This window comes from Prosthecobacter sp. (assembly GCF_014879935.1).
Taxonomy (GTDB): domain Bacteria; phylum Verrucomicrobiota; class Verrucomicrobiia; order Verrucomicrobiales; family Verrucomicrobiaceae; genus Prosthecobacter.
Window position 1 is genome coordinate 1 of sequence record NZ_JACSRD010000240.1, and the last position, 21,729, is coordinate 21,729.

Sequence of the window (21,729 nt, forward strand, 5' to 3'; positions counted from 1 at the left end):
CCTCCACATCGCCCTGCAAACCCTCCGCCAAGAACTCAAGCCCATCATCTGGCAACGCGTTGGTCCCATTCTCGAAGACAAACCCGAGCGTACATCACAACCAACGTCCCCCGCCACCCGCGTCGCCCTCCACCGCGCCCGCAAACGCCTGCGTGAACTAATCAACGCATGAAGTCAGTCACGCCCTCCGGCGTAAGCTGTCCTCCCTTAGCCTCGCGGATGAAGGAGAGCGACTACATCCCGGCCTTCTACCATCACCAGTTGAGCAAGGAAGTTGCTCTGCCCAAGTAGTGGTTAAGGCAATTTAAAGACGGGCGGCTGATTCGTCGCGGCTCGATCAAACGGCTCGCCGTATTTCGTGAAGCCTTCGACGAAGCCGCCGTGCGAGAGGAAGAATTGGCCGGCTTCGACGCCCATGAAGCGGTCAAGGCGATGAGCTTTGCCGGTGGGATCGTGGCTGAACTTCGCGGTGGTGAGCTCGGTCCATTTGCCATCGGCGTTGGCGATCCATTGCGGGCCGTATAGAGCTTTGCGCTGCTGGTGGCCGTTTTGACCGCCGAAGTTTTCGCTGAAGGAATGCAGGCCGCGCAGGTAGTTGCCGTCTTTCGGTGCCCTAAAGCTCGCGATGAGCATCCAGCTTTGTTTTTCTGGATGGAACCAGTAGCCGCTGTAGGTCGTGTGATCGCCCTCGGGCTTCACGGCGACGACAAACTTCTGCGCCTGGACGGTTTTCCATGGATAAACGAGATGCGAGTGCCCGCCGGTGCCTTCGTGGCCGAAGACGCTCGCTTCGACGCCTTCGCCTTTGGCGAGGAGTTGCGTCTGATCATCTTTCGAGACGGTGGAGCGGTCGATGGCGTTGGTGCCGTTGCCCGCGTCCCACACGGAGAAGATGATGCGGCGCTCCGTCTCAGAATTGATCTGCATGCCAAAGTAGCCGCGCGAGAAGCCGCAGGCCATGTAGAAGGTGTAAAGCGGCTCCTCGACGGCGGTGACCTCGTTGTAGAAGAGCGCGATCTTTTCGTCCTTCGGCGTCGGATACATCAAATGCACCGAGGAGGCATTGCGACGCGGTTCGAGATTGAAGTGCGCGTCCTGCGTCGCGGGTCCATCGAGCACGAGAGCCTCGATGATGCCTTTGCAGCCCTCTTTGGAGGTCAGTTCAAACTTCACGTAACCAGCCTTCGCGATGTCGAATTCACCAAACGAAGCCGTTCCGTTCGCCACGGTGGCTTCGCGGCTCGTTTCGCCGACTTTGAGGCTCAAAACGCGGCCTTCGTCGCCCTGCACGTGAAGCGCGGCGGTGAGCTTGCCGGGCGTTTTGATCTCGCCAAACCACAGCACTCGTTGTTTGGCGTCCTTCCAGCCGCTGAGGCCTTTTCCCTTCGAAATCTCGACGCCGCGGAAGTCGGGCTCGGTGTAGGCGGTGAAGGCTGGGACGTTAATTTCAGCGCGGGCGAACGATGCGATGAGAAAGAGGGCAAGGAGGCGTAGGTTCATGAAGCGGTAAAGAAACAGGTTGGAATTTGGGCAGCGAGACATCAAACTAAGCACATGCAAGTCACTCTCGACCTACCCGAATCCGTGGCAAAACGGCTGCCGACCGAGCCGGGGCAGCTTGTTTCCATTTTAGAGCGTGGGCTGCGCGGCATGTGGGCCGCCACGGCAGGTGCAGGCCGGGAGGTGATCGAGTTTCTCGCCAGCGGACCTTCTCCGGCGGCCATCGTGACTTTCAAGCCCTCGGCGCAGTTTGCGGAGCGCAGTCGTGATTTGTTGGAGAAGAACACCGCAGGTCGGCTCGCGCCTGAAGAGGCCGCCGAGCTCGATGAACTGGCCCAGCTCGACTCGCTGGTGTCCATTTTGAAAGCCGAGGCCCGCAAGAAACTTCCGCAGTCGGCATGAGCACGACGCGCATCAGCGCGGCTCTGCGCAGGCTGGTGGCGGAGCGTGCAGCCGGATGTTGCGAGTATTGCAGCATCCATGAGGACGAGGTGCTGTTCGCGCACGAGGTCGATCATGTCGTGGCGGAGCAGCATGGTGGACAGACGGTAGAGGAAAACCTCTGTCTGGCCTGTTTTCAGTGCAACCGGCTCAAAGGCCCCAACCTCGCTGGCATTGATCCGCTGACCGGCGCGGTCGAGGTGCTGTTTCATCCGCGACTGGATGACTGGAGCAGCCACTTTCGCTTTCTCGGAGCCGAGATCGAGCCTCGCACGCCGCGAGGACGCGCCACGGTCAACACGCTGCGCCTGAATGCTCCCGAGCGCGTGCGGCTCCGCAGCATGCTGATGGAGGCTGGGCGACGGTTTGCGTGAGAGGCTGGTATTCGCGGGTTTCATGCTTTTGTCCTACGCTGACCAGTCGAGCACGACTTTGCCGCAGTTGCCGCTTTCCATGGCGGCGAAGCCTTGTTCGAAGTCGGTGTAGTGGAAGCGGTGGGTGATGACAGGGGCGATGTTCACGCCGCTTTCGAGCATGACGCTCATCTGATACCAGGTCTCATACATCTCGCGGCCGTAGATGCCGTGGATGGTGAGCATGTTGAAGATGACCTTGTTCCAGTCGATGGCGATGGGCTCGCTGGGGATGCCGAGCATGGCGATCTTGCCGCCGTGGCACATGTTGTCGATCATGTCGCGAAAGGCGGTGGCGTTGCCGCTCATCTCCAGCCCGACGTCGAAGCCTTCCTTCATGCCGAGCTGCTTTTGCACGTCGGCGATGGTTTCGTGCTTCACGTTCACCGCACGCGTCGCGCCCATTTTTCGAGCGAGATCGAGGCGGTAGTCGTTCACATCGGTGATGACGACGTGACGTGCGCCGGCGTGTTTGACGACGGGAATAGCCATGATGCCGATGGGGCCGGCTCCGGTGATCAAAACGTCCTCGCCCATGCATTCAAAAGCCAGCGCGGTGTGCACGGCGTTGCCGAACGGATCGAAAATGCTCGCCACCTCCTCGTCCACGCCATCGCGATGATGCCAGACGTTCGTCATCGGCACGCTGATGTATTCGGCGAAGGCCCCGGTGCGGTTCACGCCGATGCCGACGGTGTCTTTGCAAAGGTGACGGCGTCCGGCGAGGCAGTTGCGGCATCGGCCGCAGACGACATGGCCTTCGGCGCTGACGATTTCGCCGGGATGGAAGTCATTCACATTGCTGCCGACCGCGACGACCTCGCCGACGAACTCATGCCCTACGACCATCGGCACCGGGATCGTCTTCTGCGCCCAGGCATCCCATTTATAGATGTGCAGGTCCGTGCCACAGATGCCGGTTTTGCGGACCTTGATGAGGACATCATTGATGCCGACCTGTGGCTCCGGGACATCCTGGAGCCAGAGTCCGCGCTCCGCTTTGGCTTTGACGAGTGCTTTCATGGTTGTGACGGTATATTGGACGCGTGTCTGGGATATTGGCAAGTGCGATTTTTTACGCTTTGTCGCCGCGTCGGCCTGCGAATGCATTGCACACCTTCAAAGCCACCGTAACGATGATCGAATGACCACCCCTGACCTCATCCAGCGCACGCGCGAGAACGCGTGGATCGGCGACGCCGTGCTGGAGCTCTATGTGCGCTCCCACATCCTGCGCACGCATGGCAAAGTGGATGCGGAGATGAAGACGCGCTTCACCTGCAACCAGTTCCTTTCCTGCCACGGCAATCCCACCGAGGTCGAGGCCCAGATCGGCGTCATCTATCAGCAGGAAGGCCTCGAAGCCGCGTTCACGTGGATTCGCGACACATTGGAGCCGCTGTTTGTGAAGCAGGAGGCGAAGAGAGCGCGTAGAGCTTAAGGCAAAGGGCGTCGAGTCGCTTCAAGGCACGCGATGGAGATGGAGCGACTCTTTGCTCTCCGCCCTATGCCCTTAGCGCTGCCAGCTTCGCCGCGCTTTCCTTCCACTCGACCTCATGCGGCAGGCGTTTGGACAAAGCTGCGAGCGCTGCGGTGATGCCAGCTGCTTCACCCATCGCCACGGAATTACCCGTCACGCGGTAGCTGGCATGCGCGATGAAATCGCCGCTGATGTTGCGGCCGGCCATCATGAGGCCATCGACGTCTTTGGCGATGAGCGCACGCAGTGGGATGTCGTAGGGCTTCGTTTTGATGCCGGCGTTGTGATAGGCGGCTTTCTTGTTGTGCTCCGCGCTCAGCGCGTGGATGTCCACGCTGAAGGTCGCGCGCACGACGGCATCGTCGTAGCGGGCGCCGGCGATGACATCGTCCTTGTTCACGACGTAGCGGCCTTTGATGCGGCGGCCGTCGCGCACGCCGATTTGCTCGGCGGTGGCGGCGATTTGCAGGCCTTCCCACGGGCCGCCGAGTTTGCGCAGGCCATTCACGATCTTGTGCATCTCCGCGCGGGCCTGCACGGTGGCCTCGGTGATCTTCGCGGCGTCAAAGCACGGCACGCCGTATTGATGATTCATCATTACGAGCAGCAAATCGTCCCGCACCTGCCAAAGCGTCGGCTTCGAGTAGGACGGGAAGTGCCCGGTGCGCTCGATTTCCTTCAGCAGTGCATCCTTGGCGATGCCGTCGGCCTTGCTGGGATCGGACTTGTGAATGTAGGGAGCCAAAGCGGCCGCATCTTTGCAAACGAGCAGCGCATTCAGCGACATCGGCTGGCAGGGGCACGAATCGGACTCGCCATACTCGAAAGCGCATCCAGCGAGTGCGCCGAGATCGCCATCGCCGGTGGTGTCGATGAAAACGGGCGCACGCCAGGCCTGTCGCCCGCTTTTCGATTCGGTGACGATCGTGGTGAGGCGCTGGCCTTCACGATACGCGGCGCTCACGCGGGTGTGGAGCTGGAATTTCACGCCCGCTTCCACAAACATCTCTTCCAACAGCAGCTTCATGCCCTCCGGTTCATACACCACGCTGCCTTTGCTCGTGCCGCGCCGCATCTCGCGCTCATCGAGACGTTTGAGAAGCTCTTGATTGAAGCCCGGTTTGTCGAAATCGAGCAAGTAGCCGAGCAACCCCGCCGTCCACACGCCACCGAGGCAGCCACGCCATTCAAACACACGCACCTTGGCCCCGGCACGTGCTGCCGTTATCGCCGCAGCGATGCCCGCAGGTCCCGCGCCGCACACGATGACGTCCACGTCATCCACCAGTGGCAAATCCCGTGCTTCCTCATGAAACTGGCCTGCGATGGCCTTTTCGACCTGCTGAGCATTCATGATGCCCGGCGTGACAAGAGCGCCGGAAAAGGCGGCGCGGAGAAAAGAGCGGCGTTTGGCGTGAGTGGACGGTTCCATGATGAGATGAGGTGATTCAATCACAGTCCAAACGCCGTGTCCATCTGGGCGGACACACCTTTGAGGTAGTCGAGATCGCCACCGGCGACCTCGGCGGCGAGCCAGCCGTGGAAATTGATCTCGATGAGCGCCTTGCGCACGTCGGCGTAGTCGATGTCGCCTTCGCCGATGGGCGTGAATTTGTTTTGGGCACGGGAGAAGCCCTTCACATCGAGCTTCAGCACGCGGTGGCCGAGCTGGCGGATCCAGTCGCCCATGCTGCCGTATTTCCAGTGGTTGCCGATGTCGAACTGCATGCCAACCCACGGCGAGCGGAACTCGTCCACATACTTCACAAACTTGTCCGCCTTCTGGTCGCTGCCGCCGCTGTGGTCGTAGCAGAACTGGTTCCACACGTTCTCGATGACGATCTGCACACCGAGCTCCGCTGCCAGCGGCACGGCCTTGGCGATATTTTCCACGCTGCGCGGCCAGATTTCATTCTCCGGTCCGTCCTCGCCCTTGCCGACGACGAGCAGCACGCTGTGCCCGCCCACCTCGCGCGTGTCACGCAGCGCCTGCTTGAGATTTTCGAGCGCCTTCGCCCGCGTGGCGGCATCCGCGCTCGTGTGGCGCACGCTCCAGTGCTCGCCGCACACGCTGCCGTCCACCGGCAGGCCGCTTTCGGCGATGGCCTTCTTCGTCTCCGCCACGTCGTTGCCGGGAAAGCCCATCTCCACGCCTTTGAAGCCCGCTTCCTTCGCGATCTTGAATTTCTCCGTGAGATTCGCCCCGCCTTTGATCATGCCGACTTTGAGAGTCTTATAAAGACGACCCGCGAGCGCATTCGGCACGTCAGGAGCGGCAAAAGTCTCGCGCAGCGGCCAAACGGCTCCTGCGGCGAGAATCGAGGCCTGACGAAGAAACTGACGACGGTTGGAAAAAGAGCGGATCATGGCGAATCCACTACGTCAGCGGCTTTTCGTCTTCTTCAGCCAATTCACCGTCACATCCGGAAAATCGGTGAAGAGCGCATCGACCTTCGCTTCGTCAAAAAGCAGCCGCATGAGCTCTTCGGAGGAGGAGATGCCCTTCGGCAGATCATCGACGCGGAGCGTGTAGGGATGCACGGCGAGACCGAGCGCATGCGCTTGTGAGGTCAAATCGGTGACAGTCGTGCTGGAGACAATGCTGCTGATCGCCGGACCGATTCCGTCCGCGATTTTTACCACCTCAGACAAGTCCGCCTTCGTTTTGCCGCCCATGAGAAAAATCAGCCGTCCCTTCCAGCCTAGCTCGCTGCGCAAACGCTTCACTTCATCGAGTTCAAAGCATTGCAGGTAGCACGCGTGCTCTTTCGAGGTGTAGCCATGCTTCGCGAGCACCCGCAGCACGATGGGGCTGATGTCGTGGCCTTCCTGGCGATGCCAGGCGGGTTGCTTGATCTCCGGGTAGATGCCCGCGACGCGACCGGTGCTGTGATTCAGCCCGGCGATCAACTCCAGCTCCTCGTCGAGCGTCAGGATGCGAAAACCGCCCGTCGTGGCCGGAAAACGCTTCGGGTAGGCCTGCTTGCCCGTTTTGTGATCCAAGCGCTCGTGCATCGAAAGCTGCCGCAGCTCCGCGAGCGTGAAATCGAGCGCGTAGTAGCGTCCATCGGCCCGTTTGCGATCCGGGAAGCGCGTGGCGACATCGCTCGTGGTATCGAGATGAATGTCATGCAGCACCACCGGCACGTCATCTTTACTCAAAACGACATCTTGCTCGATGAACTCCGCGCCCTGCGCATGCGCCATGACCTTCGCCTCCCGCGTGTGCTCCGGCACATATCCGCTGGCCCCGCGATGCGCGATGGTGACCGGCTGCGCGGCGGCAGTGGCGAACGTGAAGAGGTAAAGTCCAAGTCGTTTCATGGTCTCTTCAAAACGTCCTCGTTGACCCGTTCCAGCCTGAGAATGTCGATTTGGCTTCGGAGAGCCGTGAGATTTGCGGTGACTTTCAGACTCCGCATGGATATTCTTCCCGCATGCAAACCATGACGCTTTCCTTGCCAGCCGAGTCCTTGATCGGCGTGCGCATCCCACCCCGGCAGCTTCAGCAGGAGTTGTGTCGGCGACTGGCTGCGGCGTTGTTTTCGGATGGGGTTCTCTCGGGGGCCTCCGCCTGCAGGATGGCAGGCATGACCAAGGCCGAGTTTCAGCACATGCTCGGCGAGCGCGGCATCCAGCAGCCGCTCGATGAGCCTGATCTCGATCAAGATTTGAGCAATCTCGCCGCATGGAGAAGCCGCTGATCATTTCGAACACCACACCGCTCATCAATTTCGCCGAGATTGGGTGTTTGGATGTTCTGCAGGGGTTGTTTGGTTCACTGGTCATTCCGCCTGCCGTGAGAGCCGAGCTCACGGAAAAGTCGTCTCTTTTCCCGAAAGCTGCCCAAGTTCCCTCTCTTCCGTTTATTGAATTAGCTGCGCCGGAAGACCGGCTGCTCGTCAAGAGCCTGGCGAGTCGGTTGCACCCTGGTGAAGCCGAATGTCTGGCCCTTGCCATGGAGCATCCGGGTTCGCTTCTGCTGCTCGATGATCTGGCCGCAAGAGAGTTTGCGACGAGCAACGGCCTTCTATTCACCGGAACGCTGGGCTGTCTGGCCGAGGCCAAACAGCGTGGCTTGATCACCGCGATCAAGCCATTGATAGACGAACTGCGAATCCGCGCCCGCTTCTGGATTTCGGATCGTCTGGTTGAGCGTGTGTTGCGAGATGCAGCGGAATAGCCGACCAGCTCTCATCATTCTCCCGCTGCCGCGCTCTCGGCTTTGTGTCCGAGTGTCAGGGCGCTGAAGACCATCGTGAGCACACAGCAGATGCCCATCGTGACGATCACACCACCCCAGCCCCAGTGATCGGCGATCCAGCCGACGCCGGTGCCGGCGAAGGCGCTGCCGAAAACATAGCCAAAGAAGCCCGTGAAGCCCGCGGCGGTGCCGGCGGCCTTTTTGGGCACCATGTCGAGCGCTTGCAGGCCGATGAGCATCACCGGGCCGTAAATGAAAAAGCCGATGGTGATGAGCGCGGTGACATCGATCCACAGCGGCCCATTGCGATTCAGGCCGTAGGCGATGAGGCCGAGCAGCGTCGGGATCATGAAAAGTATGGTCGCGGGAGCACGGCGGGATTTGAAGACCTTGTCAGACATCCATCCGCACAAAATGGTGCCCGGCACCGCAGACCATTCAAAGCAGGCCCAGGCCGTGCTCGATTGCTGAAACGAAAAATTCTTCGCCGTCTGCAAATAGGTCGGAATCCAGTCCACGACGCCGTAGCGCACGAAATAGACGAAGGCGTTCGCGGTGGCGATGGCCCACAGGAGCTTGTTGTTGAAAACGTGGCCGAAAAAGATCTCGCGGAAGGTGAAGGTGCGCTCGTGCTCGGCGCTGTAGTTCGGCGGGTAGTCGTTCTTGTATTCCTCGATCGGCGGCAGGCCGCAGCTTTGCGGCGTGTCGCGAATCAAGATGAACGCAGCGATAGCCACAGCGGTGGAAACCATCGCGTTGAAGTAAAACTTCGCGCCCCAGTCGTGAAACATCGTCACGCCCCAAAGCGCGATGGTGGCCACGAGTGCTCCGCCGACGTTGTGAGCGACATTCCAGATCGAAAGCGCAGTTCCACGCTCTTTGACGCTGAACCAATGAGCCAAGGTTTTGCCACATGGAGCCCAACCCATGCCGTTGAACCAGCCGTTGAGTGCTTGGAGGACAATCATGACGGTGAGGGAGAGATACACCTCCTTCACCAAGCCGAAGACCATCAACACTGCGCATGAAAGCAGCAATCCGAGCGGAAGGAACCAACGAGGATTGCTGCGGTCCGAGATGCTCCCCATGAGAAACTTTGAGAAGCCGTAAGCGAAGGAAAGAGCGGTTCCCACGGTACCCAGCTCGGCCTTCGAGTATTGCGGGTAGTCTTTGAGGATGTCTGGAATGGCGAGCGAGAAGTTTTTCCGCACGAGGTAGTAGGCCGCGTAGCCGAAAAAGATGCCCGCAAAGACCTGGAGCCGAAGACGACGATAAACCGGGTCGATTTGAGCCTCCGGCAGACGCGGCGCATGCGGGGCGGGTTTGAGAAAAGCGAACATAAACGGCCATGCTGACAGAGGAGCCGCATGGGCGTCAATCCATGTCTTGTCGCCCCCGTGCATTCGTGCCACTGCTCACACATGAAACGCTACCACGTCCAAAACGCAACGAACTGGTCTGAAGCCGATTTGCTCACGGAATTCACCTTTCCGTGGGAGGATCGGCCTGCGCCGAAGACCGAGTTTCGGGCGATGCATGATGGCGAGGTGTTTCGCTTTCGTTTCGACTGTGTGGATGACGACTTGGTGCTGCCGGATGGCCCGACGGCGAAGGAGCGGGCGCTGGGAGCGGATCGCGTGGAGATCTTCTTCGCGACGGATTTGAGCCTGGAACGCTACTTTGGCCTCGAAATGAGTCCGCGGGGTGATGTGGCGGATTACGCGGCGAAGTTTTATCGCGAGATTGATTGGAGCTGGAGCTGTGAGGGTCTCGTTTTGCAGCCGGAGATTCGCGAAGGCGGTTACACGGTGAGCGGAAGCATCCCGCTGCCGGTGCTGCGTGATCTCGGCGTGCTGCGCGGCCGCGAGATGTTCGCGGGGCTGTATCGCGCGGAGTTTCATCACAAGCCGGATGGCAGTGTGCACATGGGCTGGATGCCGTGGGTGGATCCCGGCACGGAAAAGCCGGATTTTCATGTGCCGGCGAGCTTTGGGGTGCTGGAATTCGCATGCTGCGAATGACCTTGCTGGGTTCGCTTCCCGACCCGCGGGCCGGGGAAGACCGGTTTCGACTTATGTTTCGACTTACAAGACCAAGACGCTTGACCAGTTGCGCAATGCTGGCTCCCCTCTCACCATGCCAGACTCAGCACCTCCCGCTCAACCGTTTCTGCCGCTCGTGCTTCGCGGCGGCGTGCTCGCTCTTTTCTGCTGGGCCGTGGGCTGGATGGCGATGGCCAAGCTCAGCCTCGGCATCGTGGCAGGCTGGGTCATTGGCGGAGCCACCTTTGGCATCGGCCTGTATGCCATCGCGAATCTGCGCGGCGCTCCCGCCGGCCTTTGGGTGACGTTTGGACTGAAACTGCTCAGCGTCACCGGCTACAAGATCATGATGGTGGTGATGGTCTCCTACCTCATGAAGGACTGCGGCATGAGCGACTCGGATGCGCAGTTCGGCTACCTGCTGCTGGGGCTCATGATGTCCAGTTGCACACTGCTCGCGGGTTCGATCACGGATGCGATCGGCCTGCGGCCCACGCTGGCGATCGGCGTGACGCTGGCCGTGACGGCACGCGTCATCATGATGTCCGTGTCCAATCCGTGGCTGGCGCTAACGGCCGGCCTGATCCCTGTGGCTGTGGGCGAGGCGCTGTGCACGCCGGTGCTCGTGGCGGCGACACGCAAGTTCAGCACTGCGGAGCAGCGCAGCGTGGCGTTCTCCGTCTTTTATGCGCTCCTGAACCTCGGCTTCATGGCCGGCTACTTCATCTTTGACGGCATCAAGCAGGGTGGTGGAGGCGGCTCCACGATTCACCTCTTTGGCGGTGACTACAGCATCCAGCGCGTGCTTTTCGCGGTGAGTGGCGGCATCGAGCTCTTCATGCTTCCGCTGCTCCTGCTGCTCCGCGAGCGCGGTCTGGGAGCCGAGGACACGCCTATGCGAAAGCTCACCGTCCGCAGTGCGGTCAGCGAGTCCGCGCGACTTTTCATGATGCTGCTGCGTCATCCCGGCTTTCATCGCCTGCTGATGTTCCTCGCGGTGATCGGGCTGCTCAAAATCGTCTTCAGCATCATGGACGGCGTGCTTCCGACCTTCCTCGAACGCGAGCTCGGCGTCGAAGGCGGCAAACGTGCGGGACGTGCGAACGCGGTGAACAGCGTGCTCATCCTCATCCTCGCGCCCATCGCGGGCATCCTGACGCGGAAGGTCCCCGCATATCCGATGGTGATCTTCGGGGGCTTCATCACAGCGGCATCCTTTGTCTTTCTTGCCCTGCCGCAGTCGGTCTTCCAGGGCCTTGCCGATGGGCCGCTCGGGCAATGGGTGATCCGCGGTTACTTCGACTGGCAGGGCGCGGCGCACCCGCTCTTCCTCACCGTGGTGCTCTGGCAGGTTGTCTTCTCGGTTGGCGAGGCTTTTTATTCGCCGCGCGTCTATGAATACGCCGTCTCCATCGCGCCAAAAGGCCAGGAGGCCAGTTACGCCGCGCTCTCCGCCGTGCCACTGCTGATGGGCAAGATCACCACCGGGGCCGTCTTTAGCTGGCTCCTCACTCGTTACTGCCCTGCGGAAGGTCCCCGTGACACCGTGACCATGTGGAGCATCGTCGGCGGCCTTGTCCTGATGGCCCCGCTGCTGCTCCTCGTGCTACGCCCCTTCATTCGCATGAAGGAAGAAGGAAAGGAGTAGCACAAAGCATCAATCGCGTCTCATGCGTGATTTGATCTCGTAACTGTGCTCCACCGCGCCGTTTTCGAGATCGGAGCGTGTCACGCCGGGCACGATGCTGCGCACGTAGTCCACTTTGGCTTCGTTTTCACTCACGGTGACTCGCACGTGGCCGCTGCTGCCGAGGATGACGCCGCCGTAGCCGTATTCTTCGGCGCTGCGGGTGCCGCCGCTCGGATGACCGGGCTGAGGGACTTCCTGGTAAATGATGCCGTCGAGCTCTTCTTTGACGAAAAGATGGTCGTGGCCGTGGAAGACGATGTTCACGCCATTCTTCAAGAATAGATGATGCAGCGGCATTTCCCATTCGGGGCGGTTTTGTTTGAAGCCTTCGCTGCCGTCGGCGTTTTTGCCGCCCCATTCCATGTAGGCGGCTGGTTTGGCTCCGCCGCGCACATCGCGGCCCAAGCCGCCGACGAGATGATGGATGAAGACAAAGCGCATCGCGGCCTTGCTGCTGGTGAGCGTCTTCGTGAGCCAGCGATACTGCGTTTCACCGAGCGTCATGTCCCAGCCGGAGGCTCCGCGCCGCATGGTGGACCAAAACGGATCGAGACCGATGAAGAGCGCGTTTCCCCACTCGAAGGCGAAGTAGCTGTGCTTGTCGTTTCCATCGGTGGGGTTCGGGAAATAGGTGTGGCGCTGTTTGATGGACCAATCCGACATCTCTGGATCGCTGGCGCGCTCGCCGTCGTGATTGCCCAAGACCATGAAAATGGGCACGCTGTGCGCGATCCGGCCCATGTAGTAGCGCTGCGCTTTGTATTGTGACTCGGAGCGCGTGTAGAAGCGGCCAAACTTGTCCACCATCGTTGTGTCGCCGAGGTCGATCATGAAATCGGGCTTGTCGGCCAGCATGTTGGCCAGCGTTTGCTGGTAAACGCGCACATCGGTGTTGTTGTCGAGGTGCGAGTCTGCCTGCATGACGAAGGAGAACTTCGACCCGGCCTTCCGCTGCGTGTGAAAACTCCGCATCGCATCCTGAACCGCCTCGCCACCCGCGCGGCGATAGGTAAGGCGGTAGTTGTAGCTCTTGTCGGGCTTCAAGCCGCTCAGCACGATGTTTTGCGGCTCACTGGCCTTCAGTTTGACGGCTGCGGTCTTCAATCCGTAGCCATACTCGATGAAGGCCTCCATTTCATCCCAAGCGAGCACGCTGATGGTCACCGACTCGGCTCCTGGCCTGCAAAGCCACACGTTGAACAGATACGGCGGCACCACGGCGGGCTCGACCTGGCCGCCCTGGCCTGCGCCGCCCTTTGGTTTCTCCTCCTGCACGGCGGCGATGAGAAACAAGGGCAGCAAGGCAAGCAGCAGCGGAGGGCGCATTTTCATGGGATGAGCATACGCGCGGCTGTCAGCGAAGCATCAAGGGCGGTGTGCGAAATTGTCAGCAAACCGTCAAGGTGCCGAGGCCACGGCGAAAGGAAGGCAGAATGTTTTCACCGACTTTTCATCGAGGCTTCAACAGTCCTTCACGGGGCCACGGCAGCATCTCGCGTGCTGCACCCTTGCAGCCATCTCATCACCACCTCCAACTCAACCGAACCCCATGCATCTGCCCGACCTCTTCCTCCTGACCTTCGTCCTCTGCTGGCTCCTCGCCCTGCGAAACTCCTTCCTCACGAGGCCACGGCATCCCCGCACCTGGCGCACTACGGCCGCTTTGCTCACGATTGGATTGTCGTTAGTCACTTTGGCCAAATGGATCGGGTCGACGGTGGACCAGCAAGGCTTGCTGCATGAGCCGTTCTTCCTGATCGGGTCCGGCAGCCTGCTGAATCTCGCTGGCATGAGCCTCACCATCGTGCTGCTGATGCTCGGGCTGTTCTCGCCTAAAGCCGCGCCCGTTGAGGAGCGCTGAGAACATGCGCCTCACTTCTCGGCATCAAACTGCCGGATCAGCGGATGGATGCGCGAATTCAGCTCGCGCATCGCCTCCAGCAGGGGGGCGTAGGGCTCGTAACGGGCGTTGAGGATGCCTTTGTTGCTGTCGCGGTTTGAGGCGTCCGTCTTCGTGTTGGACGGGTCGTTGTCCATGTATTTGAACCAGTGCCAGCCGATGCAGGTTTTCGATTCGAGCAGCGCGAGCGTGAAGTTTTGATAAAACCAGCCGCGATCTGCCTGCGTGCGCACCACCCAGCCCGCACCGCTGGTGTTTCCCATGCCACTGTCCATGCCTTTGACATAGAACTCGGTGATGAGGCAGGGCTTGCCCGACCACTCGTGCCACTGGCGCAGATGCTCTTTTTGCGGACTCCAGTGGTCGTAGTAGTTCATCGAGATGGCGTCGCACCACCTGCCCGCGGCCTTCCACACGCCGCTCGCCGTCTTTGCGGGTCCGTGGAAACGCGAACCGAGGCACAAATGCCGTGGCAGCACACTGCGAATGGCCTGCGTGGTGATGCGGAAGTAGTCATCAAACACCCGCTGCACAAACTCGCGCCGCAGATCATCCGTCACCGCGCCTTTTCCGGCCATGAAAGCCTCCGCAGCGGCTTGCGTGGCTCCGCCGCGCTTCAGCATCCGGTCCAGCATGTCGCGCTTGATCGGCAGTTCGTTGTCCGAAAACACGCCGACGAGCCATGGATCATCCTTCATCACGGAAAGCTTCTTCTGACACTCCTCCGCGCAAAAGGCCGCAAAGCCGGGCTCGAACACCGGGATGACATCATCCGCGAAACCCGTGTGACCGGCCTCCGAGTGCGTGACGCCGATCTTCCTGCCAAAGCCGCTCATCAGCCCGAGCGTCACCGTGTAAGGCAGCGGCTGTGTGGCGGCTCGCAGCGTCTCATGATCCGAAAAACCGCCGCCGCCGTTGAAGCCATGCGCACGAAGCAGATCGAGCGTATTGGCAGTCCAGGCATCCTTCGAGCCAAAAAGCTGCTCAAACGGCTCTTTCGCGGCCAGCTTGGTTTCCGGCTTCAGCGAGCAAACACCTGAGAAAATGAAGCGCCCGCCTTCCGGATCGATCATCCACCAGCGCTCGCCGATTTTTTCCACGCGGAAGAAGCCTGTGGCCTTCTGCCGGTCATCCGACAATCCACCGAAGCGTGTGAAGGTCTCCTTCGGCATCGGGTGCACCTCAAAAGACGCCAGCGTGCGAGTCTCACGGCCCTTCCATTGCCCGGAAACCTCCGCCTTGGCATCGACAAACAGGGGCTCCGCCGCGTTCGCGGCCAGGACGGGAAGTAGCAAAACGAGTTTCCAGTGCATGCCGCGCCGATAGCGCGCCTCATTCGTTCTGCATCGGCTTCTTGCCGCCCTTGCCTTTTCCTTTGCCACCACCCTTTCCGCCACCGCCACCCTTCCTCGCTGGCTCTTTGGCGGGATCGTAGTTCGGATTTGGTTTCGGCATTTCGGCTCCGACTTCTTTTAAATAATCTGCGAGCTGTTTGGCGAGTGTTGCGGCGAGTTCGGGCTTGGCCGCGGCGAGGTTCTTGGTTTCGCCGATGTCGGCTTGGAGGTCGAAGAGCCTGTGTTCACCCGTTTCGTAGAAGTGAATAAGCTTCATGTTTCCGCTGAGGATCGCCGAGTGCGGTGAGTCACCTTGGTAATGCGGGAAATGGAACACGAGCGGCTCGCGCGGGCGTTTCACGGGTTCGGAAGACCCGCTGAGCATGTGTGTGATGTCGCCGCCTTCGAGTTGTTTTGGCAGTGTTGCCTTCACGCCAGCCCAACGGCAGAAGGTCGGGAAGAAGTCGTAACCGACAACCCGCTGGTGGCACCACGAGTTTGGCGCGATTCCGGGTCCGCGAATGATCAGCGGAACGCGGATGCCGCCCTCCCAAACATCGCCTTTGCCGCCATTCAGCGTGCGGCGATTCGAGCCGCCGTTGTCGGACATGTAGATGACGATGGTGTTCTTCGAGAGGCCCATGGCATCCAGTTTTGCCAGCAGCTCGCCCACACCGCGATCGAGGTCTTCTGCGATGGCCGCACGTCCAACTTCCTTGTCATCTCTGCCGGAGGCGAGCTTCCGATATTTCTCCAGCAGCGCGGGAGTCGCGTTCTCGGGATAATGAAGCGCGTTGTAGCTCATCTGGATGAAGAATGGTTTCCCCGCAGCTTGGCTCCGCTTCATGAAATCTACCGCACGCGAACCCATGCCAAAGATGTCCACGGGGTTCGGCGGCAGATGCGGCGCGGCGTCTTGATTGCCGGTGTCGCCATCGCTCTCGTCGTAGCCGTGGGCGGCGGGTCCACCGCCGGAAAGATGCCATTTACCGTAGTGCGCGGTAGCGTAACCCGCCGACTTCAGCATCTGCCCGATGGTGACTTCGTCCTCGCGAATGCTTTTGCGATTCTCGCCTTCGATCAAGCGATGGCCCTGCTCCGCCGGAGCGGCCTTCGTCCACCCGAGCGCCGCGGGATTTCGTCCCGTTTGCAAACTGATGCGTGTCGGCGAGCACACCGGCGCGGGCGCATAAGCGGCGCTGAATCGCATGCCCTGCTCCGCGAGTCGCGCGATGTTCGGTGTCTGCACGATGCTGCTTTTCGAGTCCGGCATGTCCGGGTGCATCTGGCAGGAAAGCCCGCTCCAGGCCTGATCGTCGGAGAGCATGAACAGGATGTTCGGCGGCGCGGCGGCGAGGGCGCTGGAGGCTGCGAGCAGCAGGAGGAGGATGGGTTTCATAATAGGCAGACCTTGGAGAATCGGTTGTTTCAATACGGTGGGTTCACGGATTCCACATCACGCGATAGAACGCCCGCTGGCCGTTGATGCGGGCAGGCAGCGAGTCCGTGTAAGTCGCGTTGGTGTTCGTGTTGGTGAAGGTGAGGGTGTCGATGGTGGTCCAGTTGATCAAATCGGTGCTCCACTGGATTTGATACGGTTTGTTCGGGATGGCGTTCCAGCGGAGGCCGACCTGGCCGGGGGCGACGTTGGCGACTTCGATGGGTGGGCTGATTTTCGGGGCGAGGACGAAGCTGTGGGAGATGCTGCGGTTGATGCGCGTCGGGGTTTCGTCGTTGAAGACGCTGGTGGCATCGGGCGGCATCGGGTCGCTGGCGGTGCGGTAGCTGCGCACGTAGTCGGCCACGGCTTGATCGGGGCCGACGGTGATGCGGATGTGGCCGCTATTCGGAAGGAGGTAGCTGGTGCTGTTGGCGCCGAGATTGACGTATTGACCATCCGCCGCGCTGCCGAGGCTGGTGTAGTTCGGGGTGCCGGGCTGCGGGCATTCGAGATAGACGATGCCGTCTTTGACTTGGTAGCCGTAGAGGTGGTCGTGGCCGTGGAAAACGACGTTGACCTTGTTTTGCACGAGCAAGTCATGGATCGGCATGTCCCAGCCGGGACGCTTGGTGGCGAAACCGGCACTGCCGTCGGCGTTTTTGCCACCCCACTCGTATTTGTCGCTCACTTCGGTGCCGCCACGAGCGGCGAACTGCGGTGTGGGCACGTTGTTGATGATTGCCTGCGTGCTGCCGCCGACGATGTGGTGCATGAAGACGAACTTGTATCTCGCGCTGCTGTTTTGCAGCGTGGTCTTGAGCCAGTCATACTGGGGTTTGCCGAGGCTCCAGTGCCACGCGTCGTTGGCGGAGTTTGGATTGGTCATCGTGTTCCAGAAGGGATCGAGCATGATAAAGAGCGCCTCGCCCCACTCGAAGGCGTAGAAGTCCTCCAGCAGGCCGAGCGTGCCGCCGGTGTAGTCTTTGGGCGTGGGGTTGCCGGAGTAGAAGGTATCGGGCGTCGGCGCTGGGTAGAAGGCTTTGCGGGCCTTCAGGTCCCAGGCGGGGATGTTGTTCTGCTTGTCAGCGGCGGCGGTAAAGAGGTAGCCGTATTCCGCCTCGTGATTGCCGAGGCCGAAGAAGAACGGGATGCTGTGGCAGGCACGCTCGAAGGCATTGCGGAAGATGATCGCGCGGTTGTTGATGCTCGTCTGATTGATGGTGACACCACCGCCCCACTTTGGCGGCACGCCGAGCAGACCGTCGGCGAGCTTGTCGGTCATGAAGATGTCGCCCACGTCGAGATGGATGTCGGGCTGGTCGAGGCTGATGTTCTGCATCGCACGCCAGAAGAGCTGCATGTCGGTGTTCACGTCGATGTGCGGGTCGGCGGTGACGGTGAAACTGAAGGTCGTGCCGCGAGGCCGTGCGGTGTGGAAGCTGCGCTCGCCACGGGCGCTGTAGAAAGGAGCGCCGACATTCCGATGACGCACGCGGTAGTAATACTCGGTGTCAGGCTGCAAACCCGTGATCGGGATGCGGATCGGGTTTTTGAACTCTGGCTTGGCGTTGTCGATGTTGAACGTCGTCGGCGTGGTGGAGGCCGTGTATTGGCCGGGAAGCGTGCCGTATTCGACAAAGACCTGCTGATTGACCGCGGCGATGAGGTTCAAGGTCACCCCGTCCGACTTCGGCAGCGTGAGGAACTCCGCGCCGACGATGGTGGCATCGGTGAGGAGGTTGTTCACGGTGTAGAGGTAGTTCCCGCTGCCTGGGCTGGTGGAGCTGGCGTTCGTGTTGTCGGTGGCGACGACTTTGAAGTTGATCGTCGTGCCGCCGGTCTGCGCGGGGATCGCCGCGCCCCAGACGCCGTCATTGGCTGCGCCATCGCCGTGCAGGCCGTCGTCGAACATCGCGAGCGTGATGGTCGGAGGCGGCGCGGTGGTGGCGATGACGATGTCGTCAATGCTGATGCGCGGTGTGCGAGTCGGAGCCGTGGCGGTGTAGCCGGTGGCCTGGAAGCGGATCTTCGTCTGCGTGCCGAGTTCCGCGCCCGCGAGATCATAATGGAAGAGCTGGAAGCCGTGGTTTACCGTCGTGGCGAAAGCGGTGCCGATGGGTGCGGCGCTCGTGTTCGCATAGGCGGCGGTGCTGAGCACGAAGGTGGTCGCGTTCGTGATGCTGCTCACGGTCGCGTTGCCGGCGAAGTAGTTCGCGGCAGCCGCAGCGGCGGCATTCGTCGCGGTGGCGTTCACCAAAGTGGCCGTCGTGCCGGTGACGAGTGCGAAGGATGTGTTCGCCGTGATGGGGCCGATGCGCGTGTTGTTCGGGATGCCCGTGGCGGTGATGAACATGCCTTCGACGAGGCCCGTCGTGTTCGCGCAGGTCGCGGTGGAACTGCCAGTCGTGATGCCGATGGTCACATTCACCGGTGCGGCGAGCACGCTGCGGCCCGTCGTGAGGCCGGTGGTGCTTGCGCAGGTCACCGTCGTGCTGCCAGCGACCGTGCCGGCGGAGTTCAGCACCACATTGCTCAGCGAGACCGTTTCAGCGTTCCAATCCTCGCTCAGTCGCGTGTTCCAGGTCGCACCGTTGTCGGAGGAGACTTGCATCGTCCAGCCGCAATTGTTCGTGGCAAAGAGATCGCGTGTCTGCACATAGAACTCGATGAAGCCGCTCGCGCCGGTGGTGTTGATCGCGTTCGTTGTGGTGAACATCGACGCCAGCGGCGCGCTACCTCCGCCCATTCAGGATCATCTCATTCACCTTCTGCCGTAGGGCCTCCATGTCGGGGTCGGCAAAGGCATTGTCCAGCAGCGCCTTTGTTCTGGCCTTCTGTGCTTGAACCATGCGCACAGATGACTGCTGCTATTCCGACTTGCCATCGAGTTCCCAAACTCTCACATAATCCACGAGCATCTCAGTTGGGAATTCGCCAGCACCAACCTCCCCATCCAAAACCAGTTTGTTGTCTTTCCACTTCAAATAGGGTGCGCGCAGTCCAAGCGAAAGCGCAACAGACATGGGTCGATGCCAGAATTTATTGGGCTTCCGTCCCACTTCCACACCATCGACATACCAAATGATCATGTCGGTTGCGACCCTACATCCGTAGGTGTGAAAATCCGTCCTCGGGTCGAACGCCGTGCGGTATTCGTTTGCTTGAGCCTCGCGGAAACGTTCATCGTTTGGCCGATGCCACTCGCGTCCCGGCACCCCCGGCTTTCCGTTTGATAAGATAGCGTGGAGGTTATGGTCGGTGATGCGTTCATTCCCTTCCTTCTGCGATTGCCTCTGCGTCATTTCAACGATGTCAATTTCACTGTATCGCGCCTCTCCAGCCTGAGTGATTGTGTCGTCGATCGTGCTGTAAAGCCAGAAGGCGGGGCTTGCTCCTGGAAACATCGGAGCCCCCTTGATTCGGGCCTCGTAGTAGCCATTGGTTCCCTTAGCATACGACTTCAGCATCCCAGAGGTGTAGGCTCTGCCCTCCCTGTCCTTCTCGTTCTTTCCTTTCATCGCCGGGGAGTCGTTGCGGAGTGTGATCTTCAGCAGCCCATCTTGGGCCGTGACGTTTCGCTCATTGTCCCATCTCCAGCCACTGAACTGCTCGGGGCTCTTCTGCCATTTCCGCCAATCGACCTCTCTGGCATTGAAGTCATCTGAGCGATTCCACCGGATCACCCAGTTCTCGCCCGCTGCTGCCGTGAGGGGCCTGACATTTTGCGAGGTTTGTCCCGATAGTTGGGACATAACAGCGCTACTAATGAGGAAGAAGACGCTTAGCGGTAAGGTGATGGATGGAAGTTTCATTTTTTTGCCAGAACGGTGTTTATCCAAAATAAATGGTGGGCGCAGTTGATTCGCCCACCGTTTGCTTGGATGCCAGTCAAACCAAACGAAGGTCAGACAGGACAAACGGAGTAACGAAGCATGACAAGCCAAGTCAAGCCTTGAGGAGAATGGCAGTCACATTACCTCCGCCCATTGAGAATCATCTCATTCAACTTCAGACGCAGGGCCTCAATGTCGGGATCGGCAAAGTCGCTGCCCAGCGTGCTCACGCTATTCGTGTTCGCGCTCGTGCCGCTGATGGCGTTGTTAAATGACGGTTCATTTGGGAAGAATGTTGAGCGTGGAAAGTATGGACTCGGTCATCTTGCGGGCGGTAATGCCGGAAGGGTTCTCGCCACCGGTGATGCGGGTAGCAAAAAGATAAAGACCTGACGGTGTGGACACGCTACCGATGAACCAACCAAGTTTCGGGACGTTCCTTTTCGCGTCGAAGGCACTTCCGGTCTTGCCTCGAAAAACCGTCTGCCCAGCTTGCGAGAGCGTCATGATGTCGAGCACTGTATCCACACTCTTGGCGGCAAAGGGCAACTTGCGGGCGTGAAGGCGGCGCAGAAAATCCACCTGCTCGTCAGGCGAAATCGTCAGAGAACTCTGAAGCCAGAATTGGGTCACGCCGCCCTTCAGGTCATTGTTGCCGTAGCCGACTTTTGGTATGATCTGATGGTATCGCTCCAAGCCGATGCGCGTCGCCAAAGCCTGATAATACCAAACGCAGGACGAGGAAAAAGCGCTCCGCAAAGTCTGGTTTTGATTCCAGGACGCGATGGAGCGGCGAGTGCCATCCCAAGGCAGGGTGAAATCAGCGCCGCTGGCCACGCCGGTCTCCAAAGCAATCAGTGAGTTGAGAATCTTGAAGGTCGAGCACGGGGATGAGCGGATGCGGCATTGTTCGGGTTGGTAACGTAGCCAACGCTGCTGCGCCTCGTCATAGAGCGTGAATGCGCCGGAATAGGAACCAAACTCTGCCGTGAGGTCGCGCTCCACGGAAGTCTCTGCTGCGAATGCATGACTCCACAGCCACACACACAAATAAAGAATGTAAGTCGGCTTCACGCGAGTTTTGTGAATTCACCTAACGTTGTTTGGCTCCAGGAAAATGTGGTGAACCATCCCCGACCTCAGCTTCTTGAAAGCCCATGCGACCAAGCGAAGGCCGGACGTGCGGCGCGAGTCTCCGAGGATGCCATGGAAAGTCAAGGCGGGTGGAAAGTTTCACGGCTTCCTCTACCTCCGCCCATTCAGAATCATCTCATTGAGCTTCTGGCGCATGGCTTCCATGTCGGGATCGGCAAAGCCGGTGTCCAGCGTGCTCACACCGTTCGTGTTCGCACTCGTGCCGCTGATGGCGTTGTCGAGCTGGACTTGGCTGATTTCGCCGGGTGGGCCTTGGGAGCCGTCGCTTCCATTGCTGCCATCGTTGCCGCGTGGGA

The 21,729-nt window shown here is 60.2% G+C and carries 22 protein-coding genes; 9 read left to right on the forward strand and 13 right to left on the reverse strand.

What is annotated here, in order from left to right:
* The first annotated feature begins 168 nt into the window (after positions 1-168).
* Positions 169-291: a hypothetical protein gene (locus IAE77_RS27350; RefSeq protein ID WP_294233843.1), complete on the forward strand. Its 123-nt coding sequence runs from the start codon at positions 169-171 to the stop codon at positions 289-291.
* Positions 292-294: 3 nt separating this feature from the next.
* Here IAE77_RS27350 and IAE77_RS27355 read toward each other — a convergent pair whose 3' ends face one another.
* Entirely contained in the window at positions 295-1,500 is a 1,206-nt protein-coding gene (locus tag IAE77_RS27355) for a DUF3472 domain-containing protein (RefSeq protein WP_294233847.1), read from the reverse strand.
* A 54-nt stretch (positions 1,501-1,554) separates the two neighbouring features.
* Here IAE77_RS27355 and IAE77_RS27360 point away from each other — a divergent pair, with 54 nt between their 5' ends.
* Both IAE77_RS27360 and IAE77_RS27365 read left to right on the forward strand, forming a co-directional pair.
* Positions 1,555-1,902: a hypothetical protein gene (locus tag IAE77_RS27360; protein WP_294233849.1), complete on the forward strand. Its 348-nt coding sequence runs from the start codon at positions 1,555-1,557 to the stop codon at positions 1,900-1,902.
* On the forward strand, positions 1,899-2,315 hold the full coding sequence (locus IAE77_RS27365) for an HNH endonuclease signature motif containing protein (RefSeq protein ID WP_294233852.1): 417 nt from the start codon (positions 1,899-1,901) through the stop codon (positions 2,313-2,315). Before IAE77_RS27360 ends, IAE77_RS27365 begins: the two co-directional genes overlap by 4 nt.
* 33 nt (positions 2,316-2,348) lie before the next feature.
* Here the strand turns inward: IAE77_RS27365 and tdh are convergent, their stop codons facing one another.
* The gene (gene tdh, locus IAE77_RS27370; protein WP_294233857.1) at positions 2,349-3,377 is read right to left on the reverse strand and encodes an L-threonine 3-dehydrogenase; all 1,029 of its coding nucleotides are present in this window, start codon (positions 3,375-3,377) and stop codon (positions 2,349-2,351) included.
* A gap of 121 nt (positions 3,378-3,498) precedes the next feature.
* Here tdh and IAE77_RS27375 point away from each other — a divergent pair, with 121 nt between their 5' ends.
* The gene (locus IAE77_RS27375) at positions 3,499-3,795 is read left to right on the forward strand and encodes a ribonuclease III domain-containing protein (RefSeq protein ID WP_294233859.1); all 297 of its coding nucleotides are present in this window, start codon (positions 3,499-3,501) and stop codon (positions 3,793-3,795) included.
* Between the two features lie 64 nt (positions 3,796-3,859).
* Here IAE77_RS27375 and IAE77_RS27380 read toward each other — a convergent pair whose 3' ends face one another.
* The 3 genes from IAE77_RS27380 to glpQ are packed head-to-tail and all read right to left on the reverse strand — an operon-like array spanning position 3,860 to position 7,158.
* The gene (locus IAE77_RS27380) at positions 3,860-5,266 is read right to left on the reverse strand and encodes an FAD-dependent oxidoreductase (RefSeq protein WP_294233862.1); all 1,407 of its coding nucleotides are present in this window, start codon (positions 5,264-5,266) and stop codon (positions 3,860-3,862) included.
* Positions 5,267-5,286: 20 nt separating this feature from the next.
* Entirely contained in the window at positions 5,287-6,201 is a 915-nt protein-coding gene (locus tag IAE77_RS27385; RefSeq protein WP_294233864.1) for a sugar phosphate isomerase/epimerase family protein, read from the reverse strand.
* A gap of 15 nt (positions 6,202-6,216) precedes the next feature.
* Positions 6,217-7,158, reverse strand: a complete 942-nt coding sequence (glpQ, locus tag IAE77_RS27390; protein ID WP_294233867.1) for a glycerophosphodiester phosphodiesterase — start codon at positions 7,156-7,158, stop codon at positions 6,217-6,219.
* Positions 7,159-7,271: 113 nt separating this feature from the next.
* Between glpQ and IAE77_RS27395 the strand changes: the two genes are divergently transcribed.
* Both IAE77_RS27395 and IAE77_RS27400 read left to right on the forward strand, forming a co-directional pair.
* Positions 7,272-7,538, forward strand: a complete 267-nt coding sequence (locus IAE77_RS27395) for a UPF0175 family protein (RefSeq protein ID WP_294233870.1) — start codon at positions 7,272-7,274, stop codon at positions 7,536-7,538.
* The gene (locus tag IAE77_RS27400) at positions 7,523-8,017 is read left to right on the forward strand and encodes a DUF3368 domain-containing protein (protein ID WP_294233872.1); all 495 of its coding nucleotides are present in this window, start codon (positions 7,523-7,525) and stop codon (positions 8,015-8,017) included. The genes IAE77_RS27395 and IAE77_RS27400 overlap by 16 nt, the downstream gene beginning before the upstream one ends.
* Before the next feature lie 14 nt (positions 8,018-8,031).
* Here IAE77_RS27400 and pgtP read toward each other — a convergent pair whose 3' ends face one another.
* Positions 8,032-9,378 (reverse strand): phosphoglycerate transporter protein PgtP, encoded by a 1,347-nt coding sequence (gene pgtP, locus IAE77_RS27405; RefSeq protein ID WP_294233875.1) that lies wholly within the window; start codon positions 9,376-9,378, stop codon positions 8,032-8,034.
* 81 nt (positions 9,379-9,459) lie between these two features.
* Here pgtP and IAE77_RS27410 point away from each other — a divergent pair, with 81 nt between their 5' ends.
* Positions 9,460-10,059: a carbohydrate-binding family 9-like protein gene (locus IAE77_RS27410; RefSeq protein WP_294233878.1), complete on the forward strand. Its 600-nt coding sequence runs from the start codon at positions 9,460-9,462 to the stop codon at positions 10,057-10,059.
* A gap of 115 nt (positions 10,060-10,174) precedes the next feature.
* A complete protein-coding gene (locus IAE77_RS27415; protein WP_294233880.1) occupies positions 10,175-11,728 on the forward strand; it encodes an MFS transporter in 1,554 nt (517 codons plus the stop codon).
* Positions 11,729-11,737: 9 nt separating this feature from the next.
* On the opposite strand, the gene IAE77_RS27420 is transcribed toward IAE77_RS27415, so the two are convergent.
* Positions 11,738-13,102 (reverse strand): metallophosphoesterase, encoded by a 1,365-nt coding sequence (locus IAE77_RS27420; protein WP_294233882.1) that lies wholly within the window; start codon positions 13,100-13,102, stop codon positions 11,738-11,740.
* Positions 13,103-13,319: 217 nt separating this feature from the next.
* On the opposite strand from IAE77_RS27420, the gene IAE77_RS27425 reads away from it, so the two are divergent.
* A complete protein-coding gene (locus IAE77_RS27425; protein ID WP_294233885.1) occupies positions 13,320-13,631 on the forward strand; it encodes a DUF3955 domain-containing protein in 312 nt (103 codons plus the stop codon).
* An 11-nt stretch (positions 13,632-13,642) separates the two neighbouring features.
* Here the strand turns inward: IAE77_RS27425 and IAE77_RS27430 are convergent, their stop codons facing one another.
* The 6 genes from IAE77_RS27430 to IAE77_RS27455 all read right to left on the reverse strand — a co-directional run.
* Entirely contained in the window at positions 13,643-14,983 is a 1,341-nt protein-coding gene (locus IAE77_RS27430; RefSeq protein ID WP_294233888.1) for a hypothetical protein, read from the reverse strand.
* 19 nt (positions 14,984-15,002) lie between these two features.
* Positions 15,003-16,403, reverse strand: coding sequence for a sulfatase (locus IAE77_RS27435; RefSeq protein ID WP_294233890.1), 1,401 nt, complete (start codon positions 16,401-16,403; stop codon positions 15,003-15,005).
* A 43-nt stretch (positions 16,404-16,446) separates the two neighbouring features.
* On the reverse strand, positions 16,447-19,161 hold the full coding sequence (locus IAE77_RS27440) for a choice-of-anchor X domain-containing protein (RefSeq protein WP_294233893.1): 2,715 nt from the start codon (positions 19,159-19,161) through the stop codon (positions 16,447-16,449).
* Positions 19,162-19,312: 151 nt separating this feature from the next.
* Entirely contained in the window at positions 19,313-20,257 is a 945-nt protein-coding gene (locus tag IAE77_RS27445) for a family 16 glycosylhydrolase (protein ID WP_294233894.1), read from the reverse strand.
* A 300-nt stretch (positions 20,258-20,557) separates the two neighbouring features.
* Positions 20,558-21,352 carry a penicillin-binding transpeptidase domain-containing protein gene (locus IAE77_RS27450; RefSeq protein ID WP_294233897.1) on the reverse strand — a complete coding sequence of 265 codons (795 nt, stop codon included), beginning with the start codon at positions 21,350-21,352 and terminating at the stop codon, positions 20,558-20,560.
* A gap of 171 nt (positions 21,353-21,523) precedes the next feature.
* On the reverse strand, positions 21,524-21,729 hold a 206-nt coding region (locus IAE77_RS27455; protein ID WP_294233901.1), incomplete at its 5' end, for a hypothetical protein.